This window comes from Streptomyces sp. NPDC047085, assembly GCF_040643735.1.
In the GTDB taxonomy this organism is placed as follows: Bacteria; Actinomycetota; Actinomycetes; order Streptomycetales; family Streptomycetaceae; genus Streptomyces.
The window spans coordinates 17,690-35,364 of the sequence record NZ_JBEYUW010000018.1 but is presented as its reverse complement, the minus strand read 5'-3'; the positions used below and the strand labels follow the sequence as shown (position 1 = coordinate 35,364).

Sequence of the window (17,675 nt, the reverse complement as noted above, 5' to 3'; positions counted from 1 at the left end):
GCGGCGGGAACAGGTCCTGGACTAGGCCGTGGGCAGGCCGTGGACAGCCGGAAGGGCCGCGGCCCCCGAGCGGCTACGGCCCTTTCCTTTTGCTGGTGTGCTCAGAGCACCCGCACGGCGCCGGTCGGCGGGTCGTACGACAGCGGCTTCTCCACGATGCCGGTGGAGGGGTTCTGGGCACCGACGAACATGCCGTCGCCGACGTAGATCGCCACGTGGTACGCGCTGCCCGCGCTGCCCCAGTACAGGATGTCGCCCGGCTGGAGGTTGCTCAGCGACACCTGGGTGCCGGCGGTCGACTGGCTCTGGGAGACCCGCGGCAGGTCGATGCCGACCTGCTTGAAGGCGGCCTGCACCAGGCCGGAGCAGTCCCACGCGTTGGGGCCGGAGGCACCGAGGACGTAGCTCTTGCCGATCTGCGCCTTGGCGAAGGCGATCACCGCGGCGGCCGAACCGGTGGCCGTGGACGTGCTCGTGGAGGTGGAGGTGCTCGCCGTGGTGGAGAGCGTCGTCCGCTCGGCGTTGCGGGAGGCGCGCGCGGCGGCCTCCTTGCGGGCGGCCTCCTCGGCCTTCCGCTTGGCCTCCGCCGCCTTCTTCTTCGCCTCCGCGAGGTCCGCCTTGGCCTGCTTCGCGGCATTCGCGGCGGCCGCGTCACGCTCGGCCTGCAGCTCGTAGTTCGCGGCGGCCAGCTGCGTGGCGTCCGCGGACTGGGCGACCTGGGTGGCCACGTCGGCCGTCAGGGTGGGCAGTTCGAGGGTCTGCGTCACCGGCTCGGCGGCGTTCGCCGACCCGGACGCCCCGGCGACTGCCAGGGTGCTGAGGACGCCACCGGCAACTCCGGCCCGCATCGCGATGGTGGACGCGCTGCGGCGGGGTTTCCGGTGGCTGCGTATGTGAGCGGTGTGGGACATGGGAATAACCGGTATCAGGGGCTCCTTCATATCTTCAAGAAACGTGTCCTGCGCCACAGTTGCTCAATGGGGCCCCTGAATCCCGGGCGTGTCGCTCTTTATTGACGCCGTAACGGACATTGCGGACGTCCGTGATCAAGCCTGTGATCACGGCCTTTGATCATTACGCCCGAATTGCCCCGCACCTACCATCGGTTGCGGTCAATGGCCAAGCCCCGTTCTCATGCAGCTCTCATGAGTGTGGTGGAGGTCACGGAACGGTTACCGGAAGGGGTGCGTCCCGTGCGCGCGGCGCTCGTGAACGCGTGCACGCGCCGGACCCCCGTCCACTTCCCGCCCCACAGCTCCCTCTGATGTGTGAACGCGGACCTCTAGCAGGCCTCCGTGCCCAGCGCCAATTTGCATGCAGCGGAACCCTCTTGATATGGAGACGCCCCCTCCGGCCTGCGATGATGCGCGAAATTGTCACTTCTCGTGATCGGGTGAACGCTTCGCGTATGAAGATCACTCATCATCCGACTTCATGATCCTTCGTCAGGTGGTGGAGATCACAAAGCTTGTGCAATACCCCGTGTCGCAGATCACAGACCGACAGGCATAAGATGCGTGGCGACTGGGCTTGTGACCTGCTTCACATGTTCTCGATCTTCGCCGGGACGAGCGGGGCTCGGGGGACTGGTGAGGCGGAAGTGAGCCCGGCCGCAACCGCCAGCAGTCAGTGCCGACTGAGAGGAGCGAGGAGCGGTGAACGCGTATGCGCCCATCCTCGTACTGGGAGCCCTCGGGGCAGGCTTTGCGATCTTCTCCGTGGTCATGGCCACGCTGATCGGTCCGAAGCGGTACAACCGCGCCAAGCTCGAAGCCTACGAGTGCGGCATCGAGCCGACCCCCACGCCGGCCGGCGGCGGGCGCTTCCCCATCAAGTACTACCTGACGGCGATGCTCTTCATCGTCTTCGACATCGAGATCGTCTTCCTCTACCCCTGGGCCGTCACCTTCGACGCCCTGGGGATTTTCGGGCTCGTGGAGATGCTGCTCTTCGTGCTCACCGTCTTCGTCGCGTACGCGTACGTATGGCGGCGCGGCGGCCTGGAATGGGACTGAGGGGCCTTTAACGACATGGGACTCGAAGAAAAGCTGCCGAGCGGATTCCTGCTGACCACCGTCGAGCAGGCCGCGGGCTGGGTGCGCAAGGCGTCCGTCTTCCCGGCCACCTTCGGCCTGGCCTGCTGCGCCATCGAGATGATGACCACCGGCGCCGGCCGCTACGACCTCGCCCGCTTCGGCATGGAGGTCTTCCGCGGCTCGCCGCGCCAGGCCGACCTCATGATCGTCGCCGGCCGGGTCAGCCAGAAGATGGCACCGGTGCTGCGCCAGGTCTACGACCAGATGCCCAGCCCGAAGTGGGTGATCTCCATGGGCGTCTGCGCCTCCTCGGGCGGCATGTTCAACAACTACGCGATCGTCCAGGGCGTCGACCACATCGTCCCGGTCGACATCTATCTCCCCGGCTGCCCGCCCCGGCCCGAGATGCTGATGGACGCGATCCTCAAGCTCCACCAGAAGATCCAGTCCTCCAAGCTCGGCGTCAACGCCGAGGAAGCGGCCCGCGAGGCGGAGGAGGCGGCGCTCAAGGCCCTGCCCACGATCGAGATGAAGGGGCTGCTGCGGTGAGCGACGCGAACGGCACCCACGGTGCGAACGGGTCCGCGAACGGGGTGAACCCCGAGAAGGACCTCTCCGCCTCCAACCTCCCCGGCCAGCGCGGCCAGGGCGGCGAGGAGATCCGCGTCCAGCGCGGCATGTTCGGCGCCAACAACGGCGGCGACACCTCCGGCTACGGCGGCCTGGTCCGCTCGGTCCGACTCCCGGGACCGGCGAGCAGGCCCTACGGCGGCTGGTTCGACGAGGTCGCCGACGAGCTGGAGGGCGCCCTGGAGGAACAGGGCCTCGTGCCCGACAACGCCATCGAGAAGACGGTCGTCGACCGCGGCGAGCTCACCTTCCACATCGAACGCGAGCACCTGCTCCGCGTCGCCCGCACCCTGCGCGACGACCCCGCCCTCCGCTTCGAACTGTGCACCGGCGTCAGCGGCGTCCACTACCCGAACGACAAGGGCCGCGAGCTGCACGCCGTCTACCACCTGCGCTCGATCACCCACAACCGGCTGATCCGCCTCGAAGTCAGCACGTCCGACAGCGACCGCCGCATCCCGTCCCTGGTCTCCGTCTATCCGACCAACGACTGGCACGAGCGCGAGACCTACGACTTCTACGGAATCGTCTTCGACGGTCACCCGGCCCTGACCCGGATCATGATGCCGGACGACTGGCAGGGCCACCCGCAGCGCAAGGACTACCCCCTCGGCGGCATCCCCGTCGAGTACAAGGGCGCCCAGATCCCGGCTCCGGACCAGCGGAGGTCGTACTCGTGAGCACGTCACACGCTTCCCCTCGCGAGACCACCGAGGGCACCGTCTACACGGTCACCGGTGGCGACTGGGACGAGGTCGTCCAGTCCGCGGCCCGCGCCGACGACGAGCGCATCGTCGTCAACATGGGCCCCCAGCACCCCTCCACCCACGGGGTGCTCCGCCTGATCCTGGAGATCGAGGGCGAGACGGTCACCGAGGCCCGCTGCGGCATCGGCTACCTCCACACCGGCATCGAGAAGAACCTCGAGTACCGCACGTGGACGCAGGGCACCACGTTCGTGACGCGCATGGACTACCTGACGTCCTTCTTCAACGAGACCGCCTACTGTCTCGCCGTCGAGAAGCTCCTCGGCATCGAGGACCAGATCACCGAGCGCGCCAAGATCATCCGGGTGCTCCTGATGGAGCTGAACCGGCTCTCCTCCCACCTGGTGTGCATCGCCACCGGCGGCATGGAACTCGGCGCCACCACGATCATGATCTACGGCTTCCGTGATCGTGAAATGATTCTCGACATCTACGAGCTGGTCACGGGCCTGCGGATGAACCACGCGTACATCCGGCCCGGCGGACTCGCCCAGGACCTGCCGCCCGGCGCGGTGGACCAGATCCGCGAGTTCGTGAAGAAGATGAAGAAGAACCTCCCGGAGTACGACAAGCTCGCCACCGGGAACCCCATCTTCAAGGCCCGCATGCAGGACATCGGCTACCTCGACCTGTCGGGCGCCATGGCCCTCGGTTGCACCGGCCCGATCCTGCGCGCCACCGGCCTCCCGCACGACCTGCGCAAGACGCAGCCGTACTGCGACTACGAGACGTACGACTTCGACGTCCCGACCGCCGACACCTGCGACGCCTACGGCCGCTTCCTGATCCGCCTGGAGGAGATGCGCCAGTCCCTCCGGATCGTCGAGCAGTGCCTGGACCGGCTCCAGCCCGGCCCGGTCATGGTCGCCGACAAGAAGATCGCCTGGCCCGCCCAGCTCGCCCTGGGACCGGACGGACTGGGCAACTCCCTCGACCACATCAAGAAGATCATGGGCACCTCCATGGAGGCCCTGATCCACCACTTCAAGCTGGTCACCGAGGGCTTCCGCGTCCCGCCGGGACAGGTGTACGCGGCCGTCGAGTCGCCCAAGGGCGAACTCGGGGTGCACGCCGTCTCCGACGGCGGCACCCGCCCCTACCGGGTCCACTTCCGCGACCCGTCCTTCACCAACCTGCAGGCCATGGCGGCGATGTGCGAGGGCGGCCAGGTCGCCGACGTGATCGTCGCCGTCGCGTCCATCGACCCCGTGATGGGAGGCGTCGACCGGTGACCACCTCTTCTTCGGAGCGGGGCGTCAGCCTGGGCATGCCCGAACTGCCCGCGCCCGCGTACCCGGACGACGTCCGGGCCCGGCTGGAGGCGGACGCGCGCGAGATCATCGCGCGCTACCCCGACTCCCGGTCCGCCCTGCTGCCGCTGCTCCACCTCGTGCAGTCCGAGGAGGGCCATGTCACGCGCACCGGAATGCGGTTCTGCGCGGACATGCTGGACCTGACCACCGCCGAGGTCACCGCCGTCGCCACCTTCTACACCATGTACCGGCGCCGGCCGTCCGGTGACTACCAGGTGGGCGTGTGCACCAACACGCTGTGCGCGGTGATGGGCGGCGACGCGATCTTCGAGAGCCTCCAGGAGCACCTCGGCGTCGGCAACGGAGAGACCACCGACGACGGCAAGGTCACCCTGGAGCACATCGAGTGCAACGCGGCCTGCGACTACGCGCCGGTCGTGATGGTCAACTGGGAGTTCTTCGACAACCAGACCCCCGCGAGCGCCAAGCGCCTCGTCGACGACCTCCGTGCGGGACGCCCCGTCGAGCCCACGCGAGGGGCGCGCCTGTGCACCTTCAAGGAGACCGCGCGGATCCTGGCCGGCTTCCCCGACGAGCGGCCAGGGGCCGTCGAGGAGAGCGGCAGCGCCGGACCCGCCTCGCTGGTGGGCCTTCGCCTGGCAAGGGGAGAGGCCGCACCCGCGCGCGTGGTGCATCCGCGCACCCAGGAACCCCAGGACATGCCGCCCGCGGCCCCGGCAGAAGAGGAGGGGGAGTGATGACGGTGGTACCCGAACTCAAGGACACCAGCCCCGAGAAGCTGCTCGCACCCGTGCTGTCGGCCTTCTGGGACGAGGACCGGTCCTGGACTCTGGACGTCTACCGGAGGCACGAGGGGTACGAGGGGCTCCGCAAGGCACTCGCCATGTCGCCGGACGACCTGATCGCCTACGTCAAGGACTCAGGTCTGCGGGGGCGGGGCGGCGCGGGATTCCCGACCGGAATGAAGTGGCAGTTCATTCCCCAGGGTGATGGAAAACCGCACTATCTAGTTGTCAACGCCGACGAATCGGAACCCGGGACCTGCAAGGACATCCCGCTCCTCTTCGCGAACCCGCACAGCCTCATCGAGGGCATCGTGATCGCGTGCTACGCCATCAGGTCGTCGCATGCCTTCATCTATCTGCGGGGTGAAGTCGTCCCCGTTCTGCGGCGGTTGCACGAGGCCGTGCGCGAGGCCTACGCGGCGGGCTACCTCGGCGAGAACATCCTGGGCAGCGGACTCGACCTCGAACTCACCGTGCACGCCGGCGCCGGCGCGTACATCTGCGGTGAGGAGACCGCACTGCTCGACTCGCTCGAAGGCCGCCGTGGTCAACCGCGGCTCCGTCCCCCCTTCCCTGCGGTGGAAGGCCTCTACGCCTGTCCCACTGTCGTGAACAACGTCGAGTCGATCGCGTCGGTTCCCGCGATCCTGAAAAACGGGAAAGACTGGTTCAGGTCGATGGGCAGCGAGAAGTCCCCGGGCTTCACGCTCTACTCGCTCAGCGGCCACGTCGCGAGCCCCGGCCAGTACGAGGCCCCGCTCGGCATCACGCTCCGCCAGCTGCTCGACATGAGCGGCGGGATGCGCCCCGGCCACCGGTTGAAGTTCTGGACGCCGGGCGGCTCCTCCACACCGATGTTCACCGACGAGCACCTCGACGTCCCGCTCGACTACGAGGGAGTGGGCGCCGCCGGTTCCATGCTCGGCACCAAGGCCCTGCAGTGCTTCGACGAGACGACCTGCGTGGTGCGGGCGGTGACCCGCTGGACCGAGTTCTACGCCCACGAGTCCTGCGGCAAGTGCACGCCCTGCCGTGAAGGCACGTACTGGCTCGTGCAGTTGCTGCGGGACATCGAGGCCGGCAAGGGAGTCATGTCCGACCTCGACAAGCTGAACGACATCGCCGACAACATCAACGGCAAGTCCTTCTGCGCCCTCGGCGACGGCGCCGCGTCCCCGATCTTCTCCTCGCTGAAGTACTTCCGCGAGGAGTACGAGCAGCACATCACCGGCCGGGGCTGCCCCTTCGACCCGGCCAAGTCGACGGCCTGGGCGGACCGCCCGGAGGTGAACGCATGACCGTGACCACCAACGCTCCCGCGGGTGGCGGAGAGGCGGCGGTCCCGCCGGAAGACCTCGTCACGCTGACGATCGACGGCATCGCGATCAGCGTGCCCAAGGGCACCCTGGTCATCCGGGCCGCCGAGCAGCTCGGCATCGAGATCCCGCGCTTCTGCGACCACCCCCTGCTCTCCCCGGCCGGCGCCTGCCGCCAGTGCATCGTCGAGGTCGAGGGCCAGCGCAAGCCGATGGCCTCCTGCACCATCACCTGCACCGACGGCATGGTCGTCAAGACGCACCTGACCTCGCCGGTCGCCGAGAAGGCCCAGAAGGGTGTGATGGAGCTGCTGCTCATCAACCACCCGCTGGACTGCCCGGTCTGCGACAAGGGCGGCGAGTGCCCGCTGCAGAACCAGGCCATGTCGCACGGCAACGCCGAGTCCCGCTTCGAGGGCCGCAAGCGGACGTACGAGAAGCCCGTCCCGATCTCCACCCAGGTGCTGCTGGACCGCGAGCGCTGCGTGCTGTGCGCCCGCTGCACCCGCTTCTCCAACCAGATCGCGGGCGACCCGATGATCGAGCTGCTGGAGCGGGGCGCGCTCCAGCAGGTCGGCACCGGCGAGGGCGACCCGTTCGAGTCGTACTTCTCCGGCAACACCATCCAGATCTGCCCGGTCGGCGCGCTGACCTCGGCGGCCTATCGTTTCCGCTCCCGCCCCTTCGACCTGATCTCCTCGCCGTCGGTGTGCGAGCACTGCGCGGGCGGCTGCGCCACCCGCACCGACCACCGGCGCGGCAAGGTCATGCGACGGCTCGCGGAGAACGACCCCGAGGTCAACGAGGAGTGGATCTGCGACAAGGGACGCTTCGCGTTCCGCTACGCGCAGCTCAAGGACCGCCTCGACACCCCGCTCGTCCGCAACGCCGAGGGCGTCCTGGAGCCCGCCTCCTGGCCGGAAGCCCTGGAAGCGGCGGCGCGCGGGCTGACCGCCGCCCGCTCCCGCGCCGGTGTCCTCACCGGCGGCCGGCTCACCGTCGAGGACGCCTACGCGTACAGCAAGTTCGCGCGCGTGGCCCTCGACACCAACGACATCGACTTCCGCGCGCGCGTGCACAGCGGCGAGGAGGCCGACTTCCTGGCGTCCCGGGTAGCGGGGCGCGGCCGCGACCTCGACGGTACGGGCGTCACGTACGCCTCCCTGGAGAAGGCACCGGCCGTCCTGCTCGTCGGGTTCGAGTCGGAGGAGGAGGCGCCCGGCGTCTTCCTGCGGCTGCGCAAGGCCTGGCGGGCGCGCAAGCAGCGGGTGTTCGCACTGGCCACGCACGCGACCCGGGGCCTGGAGAAGGCGGGCGGCACGCTGCTGCCGGCCGCGCCCGGCACCGAGACCGAGTGGCTGGACGCCCTCGCCGGCGGCGTCGGCCTGGACGAGCCCGGCACGAAGGCCGCCGAGGCCCTGCGCACCGAGGGCGCGGTGATCGTCGTGGGCGAGCGGCTCGCCGGAGTCGCCGGCGGCCTCACCGCCGCCGTACGCGCCGCCGCCGCGACCGGCGCCCAGCTGGCCTGGATCCCGCGCCGGGCGGGCGAGCGCGGTGCCGTCGAGGCGGGCGCGCTGCCCTCGCTGCTGCCGGGCGGCCGCCCCGCGACCGACCCGCGCGCGCGGGAGGAGGTCGCCGCGGCCTGGGGGCTCGCCGAACTCCCCGTGCGCTACGGCCGCGACACCCACCAGATCGTCGAGGCGGCCGCCACCGGCGAACTGTCCGCCCTCGTGGTCGCCGGAGTGGAGGTCGCCGACCTGCCCGACCCGGCACGCGCGCGTGAGGCGCTCGACAGCGTCGGCTTCCTGGTCTCGCTGGAGCTGCGGCCCAGCGAGGTCACCGAGCACGCCGACGTCGTCCTGCCGGTCGCCGCGGTCGCCGAGAAGGCCGGCACCTTCCTCAACTGGGAGGGCAGGGTGCGCCTCTTCGAGGCCGCCCTCAAGCCCGACCAGATGACCCGCCGCCTCGCCCCCACCGACGCGCGTGTGCTGCACATGCTGGCCGACGCCATGGCCCGCGCCGAAGGCGCTGATGGACGCTGTCACCTGGGCCTGCCGGACGTGCGCACCACGCGCGCGGAGATCGACCGGCTCGGCTCCTGGGACGGCGCGAGCGCCACCGAGCCCGTCGAGACCGCCGCCGCGCTGCCCCGCCCCGCGGCCGGTGAGGCGGTGCTGGCCGGGCACCGGCTGCTGCTGGACCAGGGCGTCCTCCAGGAGGGCGACGAAGCGCTCGCCGGCACCCGGCACGCCGCACACGCGCGCGTGTCGGCCGCGACGGCCGCGGAGGCCGGCGTCAAGGACGGCGACCTCCTCGCCGTCACCGGCCCGTCCGGCACCACAGAACTTCCGCTCCAGGTCACCGAGATGCCCGACCGGGTGGTCTGGCTCCCGCTGAACTCCGCCGGCGGGGGCGTCGCCTCCGACACCGGCGCGCAGCCCGGCTCCCTCGTCCGCATCGGCCCGGCGACCCTCGCCGAAGAGGCCCCCAAGGAGGTGGAGGCATGAGCCCGTACCTCGCCGCTGAAGACCTCTCGATGTTCGGCCGCGACCCCTGGTGGCTGGTCGTCGTCAAGGCGGTGTTCTGCTTCGCCTTCCTGATGGTGACCGTGCTGTTCTCCATCGTGTGGGAGCGCAAGGTCGTCGCCTGGATGCAGCTGCGCATCGGCCCCAACCGGCACGGCCCCTGGGGCATGCTCCAGTCGCTCGCCGACGGCGTGAAGCTGATGCTCAAGGAAGACGTCATCGTCAAGCGCGCGGACAAGGTGGTCTACATCCTCGCGCCGATCGTCGCGGCCATCCCGGCCTTCATGGCGATCGCGGTGATCCCCTTCGGCCCGGCCGACAACGAGATCTCGATCTTCGGTACGCGCACCACGATGCAGCTCACCGACCTGCCGATCGCGATGCTCTACATCCTCGCGGTCGCCTCCGTCGGCATCTACGGCATCGTGCTCGCGGGCTGGAGTTCCGGATCGACGTACCCGCTCCTCGGCGGTCTGCGCTCCTGCGCGCAGATGATCTCCTACGAGATCGCGATGGGCGCCGCGTTCGCCTCCGTGTTCCTCTACTCGGGGTCGATGTCGACGTCGAGGATCGTCGAGCAGCAGCACGACCGCTGGTACATCCTGCTGCTGCCGGTCTCCTTCCTGCTCTACATCGCCACGATGGTCGGCGAGACCAACCGCGCCCCGTTCGACATGCCGGAGTCCGAGGGCGACCTGGTCGGCGGCTTCAACACCGAGTACTCGTCCATCAAGTTCGCGATGTTCATGCTCGCCGAGTACGTGAACATGGTGACGGTCTCGGCCGTGGCGACCACCCTCTTCCTCGGCGGCTGGCGCGCCCCCTGGCCGGTCAGCGGCTTCTGGGAGGGCGCGAACCACGGCTGGTGGCCACTGCTCTGGTTCGTCATCAAGGTGCAGCTGCTGCTGTTCTTCTTCATCTGGCTCCGCGGCACGCTGCCCCGCGTCCGCTACGACCAGCTGATGAAGCTCGGCTGGAAGGTCCTCATCCCGGTCTCCGTGACCTGGCTGATGCTCGTCGCGACCGTCCGGGCCCTGCGCAACGAGAACTACGACTTCGCCGACATCGCGCTCTACGTCGGCGGCGGTGTCCTCGCCCTGCTGCTGATCTCCTTCATCGCCGACCTGTTCCGCGACAAGGGGAAGGCCGCCGAGGAGGCCGTCGGCCCGCAGGCCGGATTCGACCCGATGGCGGGCGGATTCCCCGTGCCGCCGCTGCCCGGACAGGAGCTGCCGCCGGTGCCCAGGCGCCGCTCGCGCCTCGAGCGGGAGCTGATTGTCAGTGGTGGGTCGGACACTGTCAGTGACGGATCTTCGGATGGAAAGGAGGCGTCCGATGGCTGAGGAGCCCAAGGAGACCAAGCCCGGTTTCCAGAACCCCGTGGCCGGCTTCGGCGTGACCTTCAAGGCCATGTTCAAGAAGCGGCTGACCGAGCAGTACCCGGAGCAGAAGAAGACCACGGCTCCGCGGTTCCACGGACGGCACCAGCTCAACCGCCATCCGGACGGCCTGGAGAAGTGCGTCGGCTGCGAGCTGTGCGCCTGGGCCTGCCCCGCCGACGCCATCTACGTGGAGGGCGCCGACAACACCGACGAGGAGCGCTACTCCCCGGGCGAGCGGTACGGCCGCGTCTACCAGATCAACTACGCCCGCTGCATCCTGTGCGGCCTGTGCATCGAGGCGTGCCCCACGCGCGCGCTGACGATGACCAACGAGTTCGAACTGGCCGACTCCAGCCGCGCCAACCTCATCTACACCAAGGAGCAGCTGCTCGCCGGTCTTGAGGAGGGCATGGTCGACACGCCCCACGCGATCTTCCCGGGGACCGACGAGCAGGACTACTACCGGGGCCGGGTGACGGAGGCCGCGCCCGGGACCGTACGGCAGGTGGCCGTCTCCAAGGGCGAGAAGCCCGAAGAGAAGGAGGTGGACGCATGAGCGCGCAGCTCGCGGCCTACACCACCTCCACCGGTGAGGCCTTCCAGTTCTGGGTCCTCGGCAGCGTCGCGGTGATCGGCGCCCTGTGCACCGTCTTCATGAAGAAGGCCGTGCACAGCGCGCTCTGCCTCGCCGGGACCATGATCGTCCTGGCGGTGTTCTACCTCGCCAACGGTGCCTACTTCCTGGGCGTCGTGCAGATCGTCGTCTACACCGGCGCGATCATGATGCTGTTCCTGTTCGTGGTGATGCTCGTCGGCGTCACGGCCGCGGACTCGCTGAAGGAGACCATCAAGGGTCAGCGCTGGCTGGCCCTTCTGTGTGGTGCCGGCTTCGGTGTCCTGCTCTTCGCGGGCATCGGGAACGCCTCCCTGAAGGAGTTCAACGGCATCGGCCGGGCGAACGCGGGCGGCAATGTGGAGGGCCTCGCGGCCCTCATCTTCACCAAGTACGTCTTCGCCTTCGAAATCACCGGCGCCCTGCTGATCACGGCCGCCGTCGGCGCCATGGTGCTCACCCACCGCGAGCGCACGGAGCGCGCCAGGACCCAGCGCGAGCTGGCCGAGCAGCGCGTCCGCGAAGGCAAGCACGTGCCGCCGCTGCCCGCCCCCGGTGTCTACGCCCGGCACAACGCCGTGGACATCGCTGGCCTGCTGCCCGACGGCACCCCGTCCGAGCTGACCGTCAGCAAGACGCTGCGCGAGCGCGGCCAGATCCGCGACGTGTCGGCGGACGCGCTGAACGACCTGCGGGCTCTGGAACAGCGCTCCGAGGAGCGCCTGGAGCGGACCGCGATCGAGCCGACGACGTTCAAGCGGCCCGAGGAGGCGTCGAAGTGAACCCCGTCAACTACCTCTATCTCGCCGCCCTCTTGTTCACCATCGGCGCGACCGGGGTGCTGATCCGGCGCAACGCGATCGTCGTGTTCATGTGCATCGAGCTGATGCTCAACGCCTGCAACCTCGCGTTCGTCGTCTTCTCCCGGATGCACGGCAATCTCGACGGCCAGATCATCGCCTTCTTCACGATGGTCGTCGCCGCCGCGGAGGTCGTGGTGGGCCTCGCGATCATCGTGTCGCTGTTCCGTACCCGCCACTCGGCCTCGGTCGACGACGCCAGCCTGATGAAGCTGTAAGGGGTCGGAAGAATCGTGGAGAACCTGATCGCGCTGCTCATCGCGGCGCCCCTGCTCGGAGCGGCCGTCCTGCTGACCGGCGGCCGGCGGCTGGACGCCGTCGGTCACTGGATCGGCGTGCTGTTGTCGGCCACCTCCTTCGTGTTCGGCCTGATCCTCTTCGCCGATCTGCTCGGCAAGGACGCCGAGCACCGCACCCTCACCCAGCACCTGTGGACCTGGCTCTCGGTCGGCAGCTTCCAGGCGGACGTCACCTTCCGCCTGGACCAGCTGTCGATGACGTTCGTCCTGCTGATCACCGGCGTCGGCTCGCTGATCCACCTGTACTCGGTCGGGTACATGGCGCACGACGAGCGCCGCCGCCGCTTCTTCGGGTACCTGAACCTGTTCCTCGCGGCGATGCTCCTGCTCGTCCTCGCCGACAACTACCTGCTGCTGTACGTCGGCTGGGAGGGCGTCGGTCTCGCCTCGTACCTGCTGATCGGCTTCTGGCAGCACAAGCCCAGCGCCGCGACGGCCGCGAAGAAGGCCTTCCTGGTCAACCGCGTCGGCGACATGGGCCTGTCGATCGCGATCATGCTGATGTTCACCACCTTCGGCAGCTTCGCCTTCGGCCCGGTGCTCAGCCACACCGGCGACACCTCCGAGGGCAAGCTCACCGCCATCGGCCTGATGCTGCTGCTCGCCGCGTGCGGCAAGTCGGCCCAGGTGCCGCTGCAGTCCTGGCTCGGGGACGCCATGGAGGGCCCGACCCCGGTCTCGGCCCTGATCCACGCCGCGACCATGGTGACGGCGGGCGTCTACCTGATCGTCCGCTCCGCCGCCATCTTCAACGCGGCCCCCGACGCCCAGCTCGCCGTCACCGTCGTCGGCGCCGTCACGCTCCTCTTCGGTGCGATCGTCGGTTGCGCGAAGGACGACATCAAGAAGGCGCTGGCCGGCTCGACCATGTCGCAGATCGGCTACATGGTGCTGGCCGCGGGCCTCGGCCCGATCGGCTACGTCTTCGCGATCATGCACCTGGTGACGCACGGCTTCTTCAAGGCCGGCCTCTTCCTCGGCGCCGGCTCGGTCATGCACGGCATGAACGACGAGGTCGACATGCGCAGGTACGGCGGCCTCAGGAAGTACATGCCGGTCACGTTCGTCACGTTCGGCCTCGGCTACCTCGCCATCATCGGCTTCCCGTTCCTGTCCGGCTTCTACTCCAAGGACGCCATCATCGAGGCGGCCTTCGCGAAGGGCGGCACCCAGGGCTGGATCCTCGGCGGCGTGGCCCTGCTGGGCGCGGCCATCACCGCGTTCTACATGACGCGCGTGATGCTCATGACCTTCTTCGGCGAGAAGCGCTGGCAGCCGGACGCAGAGGGACACGAGCCGCACCCGCACGAGTCCCCGAAGGTCATGACGATCCCGATGATCCTGCTGGCCGTCGGATCCGTCGGCGGCGGCTTCTACTTCCACCTCGGCGACCGCTTCGTGCACTGGCTGGAGCCCATCACCGGGCACAGCGAGGGGAACTCGCCGGTCAGCGCCATGACGGTCACCGGCGCGACGCTCGTCTGCCTGGTCCTCGGCGTCGGTCTCGCCTACGCCATGTACGGCGCGCGGCCGGTCCCGGTTGTCGCCCCGCGCGGCTCCCTGCTCACCCGCGCCGCCCGGCGCGACCTGCTCCAGGACGACTTCAACCACGTGGTCCTGGTGCGTGGCGGCGAGCACCTCACGCGCTCCCTGGTCTACGTCGACCACACCCTGGTCGACGGCGTCGTCAACGGCACCGCGGCCGGCTTCGGCGGCCTGTCCGGCCGGCTGCGCCGGGTGCAGAACGGCTTCGCCCGCTCCTACGCGGTCTCGATGTTCGGCGGTGCGGCACTCCTGGTCGCCGCGACCCTGCTGATGAGGGCGGTCTGATACCGATGTCCTTTCCTCTGCTGACAGCGGCGGCGGCGCTCCCGGCCGTCGGGGCCCTCGCCACGGCCGCCGTACCGGCCCGGCAGCGCACCGCCGCCAAGTGGCTGGCGCTGCTGGTCTCGCTCGCCACACTCGCCCTGGCGGTCACCGTCCTGGTCCGCTTCGACCCGGACGGCGCCCGCTACCAGCTCACCGAGTCCCATGCCTGGATCAAGGACTTCGGTGTCCGCTACGAACTGGGTGTCGACGGCATCGCGGTGGCGCTGATCGCGCTGACCGCCCTGCTGATCCCGTTCATCGTCCTCGCGGGCTGGCACGACGCCGACCCGCTGGAGACGGGCAACAAGAGGTGGCGGCCGACCCAGGGCTTCTTCGCCCTGATCCTGGCCGTCGAGGCGATGGTGATCATCTCCTTCGAGGCCACCGACGTCTTCCTCTTCTACATCTTCTTCGAAGCCATGCTCATCCCGATGTACTTCCTCATCGGCGGCTTCGGGGACCATGCCCACGAGCACGGCGAGGAGGCGGCGTCCACCCAACGGTCGTACGCGGCCGTGAAGTTCCTGCTCTACAACCTGGTCGGCGGTCTGATCATGCTGGCCGCGGTGATCGGCCTCTACGTGGTCGCCGGGAACTTCAGCCTCCAGGAGATCGCGCAGGCCCGCGCGAGCGGCTCGCTGCACATGGCGACGGACACCGAACGCTGGCTGTTCCTCGGCTTCATGTTCGCCTTCGCGGTGAAGGCGCCGCTGTGGCCGCTGCACACCTGGCTGCCCAACGCCATGCAGGAGTCCACCGCCCCGGTCGCCGTCCTCATCACCGCGGTCGTCGACAAGGTCGGCACCTTCGCGATGCTCCGCTACTGCCTCCAGCTGTTCCCGGAGGCCAGCAAGTGGGCGACGCCCGTCGTCCTCGTGCTGGCGCTCATCAGCATCGTCTACGGCGCGCTGCTCGCCGTCGGGCAGCGGGACATCAAGCGCCTGGTGGCCTACGCGTCGATCTCGCACTTCGGCTTCATCATCCTGGGCATCTTCGCGATGACCAGCCAGGGCCAGTCCGGCGCCACGCTCTACATGGTCAACCACGGCATCTCCACGGCCGCGCTGATGCTCGTCGCCGGCTTCCTGATCTCCCGGCGCGGCTCGCGGCTCATCGCCGACTACGGCGGTGTGCAGAAGGTCGCCCCGGTGCTCGCCGGCACGTTCCTGATCGGCGGCCTCGCCACCCTCTCGCTGCCCGGACTCGCGCCGTTCGTGAGCGAGTTCCTGGTCCTGGTCGGCACGTTCACGCGTTACCCGGCGATCGGCATCATCGCCACCTTCGGCATCGTCCTCGCCGCGCTCTACACCCTCGTCCTGTACCAGCGGACGATGACGGGCCCGGTGAAGCCGGAGGTCTCCGCGATGCCCGACCTCCGGGTGCGCGAGCTGGTGGTCGTCGCCCCGCTGATCGTGCTGCTGATCTTCCTGGGCGTCTACCCGAAGCCCGTCACGGAGATCGTCAACCCGGCGGTCAAGCAGACCATGTCCGACGTACACAAGACGGACCCCAAGCCCTCGGTGGAGGCGGCCAAGTGAGCACAGCAGCCGTCCACAGCCTGTGGACAACCGCGGCCGAGCCGATCTCGAAGATCCCGGCGCCGAAGATCGAATACGGACAATTGTCGCCGACGCTGATCGTCGTCGGCGCGGCGCTGGTCGGGATCCTCATCGAGGCGTTCGTCCCGCGCAGGTCCCGTTACTACGCACAGGTGTTCGTGTCCGTCGTGGCCCTGTGCGCCGCGTTCGCCGCGGTCGTCGCGCTCGCGGCCGACGGGTACGGCACCACGAAGGCGCACATCGCGGCGATGGGCGCGATCGCGGTCGACGGGCCGTCCCTGTTCCTGCAGGGCACGATCCTGCTGGCCGGTCTGGTCGGCCTGTTCACCTTCGCCGAGCGGCGCCTGGACCCGGCGGCGCACGGCAACCGGGTCGACTCGTTCGCCGCGCAGGCCGCCTCCGTGCCGGGCAGCGACAGCGAGAAGGCGGCGGTGAAGGCGGGCTTCACCACCACCGAGGCCTTCCCGCTCCTCCTCTTCGCGGTCGCGGGCATGCTGGTCTTCCCGTCGGCCAACGACCTGCTGACCCTCTTCGTGGCCCTGGAGGTCTTCTCCCTCCCGCTGTACCTGCTGTGCGCGCTGGCCCGCCGCAAGCGGCTGATGTCGCAGGAGGCCTCGGTCAAGTACTTCCTGCTCGGCGCGTTCGCCTCGGCGTTCACGCTGTTCGGCATCGCCCTGCTGTACGGCTACGCGGGCTCGGTGTCGTACGGGCGCATCGCGCAGGTCGTCGACGGCACGGTCACCAATGTCGACCCGGCGCTCGCCGCCACCATGGGCAACGACGCCCTGCTGCTCATCGGCTCCGCCCTGATCGCGATGGGCCTGCTGTTCAAGGTGGCCGCGGTGCCGTTCCACATGTGGACGCCCGACGTCTACCAGGGCGCGCCGACCCCGGTGACCGGCTTCATGGCGGCGGCGACGAAGGTCGCGGCGTTCGGCGCGCTGCTGCGCCTGCTGTACGTCGTCCTGCCCGGCATGCGCTGGGACTGGCGGCCGGTCATGTGGGCCGTCGCGATCGTCACGATGCTGGGCGGCGCGATCCTCGCGATCACGCAGACCGACATCAAGCGGCTGCTGGCGTACTCGTCCATCGCGCACGCCGGGTTCATCCTCGCGGGTGTCATCGCCACGTCGAAGGACGGCGTCTCGTCGGTCCTGTTCTACCTGGCCGGCTACTCCTTCGTGACGATCGGCGCCTTCGCCGTGGTCACGCTGGTGCGCGACGCGGGCGGCGAGGCGACCCACCTGTCCAAGTGGGCCGGGCTCGGCCGCCGGTCCCCGCTGGTGGCGGCCGTGTTCGCGGTGTTCCTGCTGGCCTTCGCCGGTATCCCGCTGACCTCCGGCTTCGCCGGAAAGTTCGCCGTGTTCAAGGCGGCCGCGGACGGCGGCGCCGTCCCGCTGGTCGTGGTCGGTGTGATCTCCTCGGCGATCGCCGCGTTCTTCTACATCCGCGTGATCGTGCTGATGTTCTTCAGCGAGCCGAAGCCCGAGGGCCCGACCGTGGCCGTCCCCTCGCCCCTGACGATGGCGACGATCGGCATCGGCGTGGCGGCCACCCTGGTCCTCGGTGTGGCACCGCAGTACTTCCTGGACCTGGCGAGCCAGGCGAGCGTGTTCGTGCGCTGAGGCCGCGCAGGCCCATCCACGGCGGCCCGGCACCCCCGGTGGGTGCCGGGCCGCCGTGCTGTCGCCCGCGGGCCGTGCCGATCCCTTTCGGGGCGGGCCTGTGGATAACTCCGGGGGGTGTCGGTGGAGGCCCCT

The 17,675-nt window shown here is 69.2% G+C and carries 15 protein-coding genes; 14 read left to right on the top strand and 1 reads right to left on the bottom strand.

Features of this window, described 5'->3' with window-relative positions:
• Window positions 1-101: 101 nt before the first annotated feature.
• Window positions 102-911 (bottom strand): C40 family peptidase, encoded by an 810-nt coding sequence (locus tag ABZ865_RS38410; RefSeq protein WP_361240969.1) that lies wholly within the window; start codon window positions 909-911, stop codon window positions 102-104.
• Window positions 912-1,655: 744 nt separating this feature from the next.
• Here ABZ865_RS38410 and ABZ865_RS38405 point away from each other — a divergent pair.
• The 14 genes from ABZ865_RS38405 to nuoN are packed head-to-tail and all read left to right on the top strand — an operon-like array spanning window position 1,656 to window position 17,540.
• Window positions 1,656-2,015, top strand: a complete 360-nt coding sequence (locus ABZ865_RS38405; RefSeq protein WP_003992243.1) for an NADH-quinone oxidoreductase subunit A — start codon at window positions 1,656-1,658, stop codon at window positions 2,013-2,015.
• Window positions 2,016-2,030: 15 nt separating this feature from the next.
• Window positions 2,031-2,585 (top strand): NADH-quinone oxidoreductase subunit B, encoded by a 555-nt coding sequence (locus ABZ865_RS38400; protein ID WP_030742960.1) that lies wholly within the window; start codon window positions 2,031-2,033, stop codon window positions 2,583-2,585.
• Entirely contained in the window at window positions 2,582-3,346 is a 765-nt protein-coding gene (locus ABZ865_RS38395) for an NADH-quinone oxidoreductase subunit C (protein ID WP_361240965.1), read from the top strand. The genes ABZ865_RS38400 and ABZ865_RS38395 overlap by 4 nt, the downstream gene beginning before the upstream one ends.
• The gene (locus tag ABZ865_RS38390; protein WP_361240962.1) at window positions 3,343-4,665 is read left to right on the top strand and encodes an NADH-quinone oxidoreductase subunit D; all 1,323 of its coding nucleotides are present in this window, start codon (window positions 3,343-3,345) and stop codon (window positions 4,663-4,665) included. The genes ABZ865_RS38395 and ABZ865_RS38390 overlap by 4 nt, the downstream gene beginning before the upstream one ends.
• Window positions 4,662-5,444: an NADH-quinone oxidoreductase subunit NuoE gene (gene nuoE / locus ABZ865_RS38385; protein WP_361240959.1), complete on the top strand. Its 783-nt coding sequence runs from the start codon at window positions 4,662-4,664 to the stop codon at window positions 5,442-5,444. The genes ABZ865_RS38390 and nuoE overlap by 4 nt, the downstream gene beginning before the upstream one ends.
• A complete protein-coding gene (gene nuoF / locus ABZ865_RS38380; RefSeq protein WP_361240956.1) occupies window positions 5,441-6,790 on the top strand; it encodes an NADH-quinone oxidoreductase subunit NuoF in 1,350 nt (449 codons plus the stop codon). The genes nuoE and nuoF overlap by 4 nt, the downstream gene beginning before the upstream one ends.
• Complete coding sequence (locus ABZ865_RS38375; protein WP_361240954.1) at window positions 6,787-9,315, top strand: NADH-quinone oxidoreductase subunit G; 2,529 nt, start codon at window positions 6,787-6,789, stop codon at window positions 9,313-9,315. Before nuoF ends, ABZ865_RS38375 begins: the two co-directional genes overlap by 4 nt.
• Window positions 9,312-10,676 (top strand): NADH-quinone oxidoreductase subunit NuoH, encoded by a 1,365-nt coding sequence (nuoH, locus tag ABZ865_RS38370; RefSeq protein ID WP_361240951.1) that lies wholly within the window; start codon window positions 9,312-9,314, stop codon window positions 10,674-10,676. The genes ABZ865_RS38375 and nuoH overlap by 4 nt, the downstream gene beginning before the upstream one ends.
• Window positions 10,669-11,271: an NADH-quinone oxidoreductase subunit NuoI gene (nuoI, locus tag ABZ865_RS38365; protein WP_361240948.1), complete on the top strand. Its 603-nt coding sequence runs from the start codon at window positions 10,669-10,671 to the stop codon at window positions 11,269-11,271. The genes nuoH and nuoI overlap by 8 nt, the downstream gene beginning before the upstream one ends.
• Window positions 11,268-12,110 (top strand): NADH-quinone oxidoreductase subunit J, encoded by an 843-nt coding sequence (locus ABZ865_RS38360; protein ID WP_361240946.1) that lies wholly within the window; start codon window positions 11,268-11,270, stop codon window positions 12,108-12,110. Before nuoI ends, ABZ865_RS38360 begins: the two co-directional genes overlap by 4 nt.
• Window positions 12,107-12,406, top strand: a complete 300-nt coding sequence (nuoK, locus tag ABZ865_RS38355; RefSeq protein ID WP_073901863.1) for an NADH-quinone oxidoreductase subunit NuoK — start codon at window positions 12,107-12,109, stop codon at window positions 12,404-12,406. The genes ABZ865_RS38360 and nuoK overlap by 4 nt, the downstream gene beginning before the upstream one ends.
• Before the next feature lie 15 nt (window positions 12,407-12,421).
• Window positions 12,422-14,317 carry an NADH-quinone oxidoreductase subunit L gene (nuoL, locus tag ABZ865_RS38350; protein ID WP_361240943.1) on the top strand — a complete coding sequence of 632 codons (1,896 nt, stop codon included), beginning with the start codon at window positions 12,422-12,424 and terminating at the stop codon, window positions 14,315-14,317.
• Between the two features lie 5 nt (window positions 14,318-14,322).
• Window positions 14,323-15,894 carry an NADH-quinone oxidoreductase subunit M gene (locus ABZ865_RS38345; protein WP_361240940.1) on the top strand — a complete coding sequence of 524 codons (1,572 nt, stop codon included), beginning with the start codon at window positions 14,323-14,325 and terminating at the stop codon, window positions 15,892-15,894.
• Entirely contained in the window at window positions 15,891-17,540 is a 1,650-nt protein-coding gene (nuoN, locus tag ABZ865_RS38340) for an NADH-quinone oxidoreductase subunit NuoN (RefSeq protein WP_361240937.1), read from the top strand. Before ABZ865_RS38345 ends, nuoN begins: the two co-directional genes overlap by 4 nt.
• Window positions 17,541-17,675 lie beyond the last annotated feature (135 nt).

Coding starts and splice junctions, on each gene's coding strand:
- ABZ865_RS38410 (WP_361240969.1), bottom strand. CDS start 911: ATGTCCCACACCGCTCACATACGCAGCCACCGGAAACCCCGCCGCAGC.
- ABZ865_RS38400 (WP_030742960.1), top strand. CDS start 2,031: ATGGGACTCGAAGAAAAGCTGCCGAGCGGATTCCTGCTGACCACCGTC.
- ABZ865_RS38375 (WP_361240954.1), top strand. CDS start 6,787: ATGACCGTGACCACCAACGCTCCCGCGGGTGGCGGAGAGGCGGCGGTC.
- nuoH (WP_361240951.1), top strand. CDS start 9,312: ATGAGCCCGTACCTCGCCGCTGAAGACCTCTCGATGTTCGGCCGCGAC.
- nuoI (WP_361240948.1), top strand. CDS start 10,669: ATGGCTGAGGAGCCCAAGGAGACCAAGCCCGGTTTCCAGAACCCCGTG.
- ABZ865_RS38360 (WP_361240946.1), top strand. CDS start 11,268: ATGAGCGCGCAGCTCGCGGCCTACACCACCTCCACCGGTGAGGCCTTC.
- ABZ865_RS38345 (WP_361240940.1), top strand. CDS start 14,323: ATGTCCTTTCCTCTGCTGACAGCGGCGGCGGCGCTCCCGGCCGTCGGG.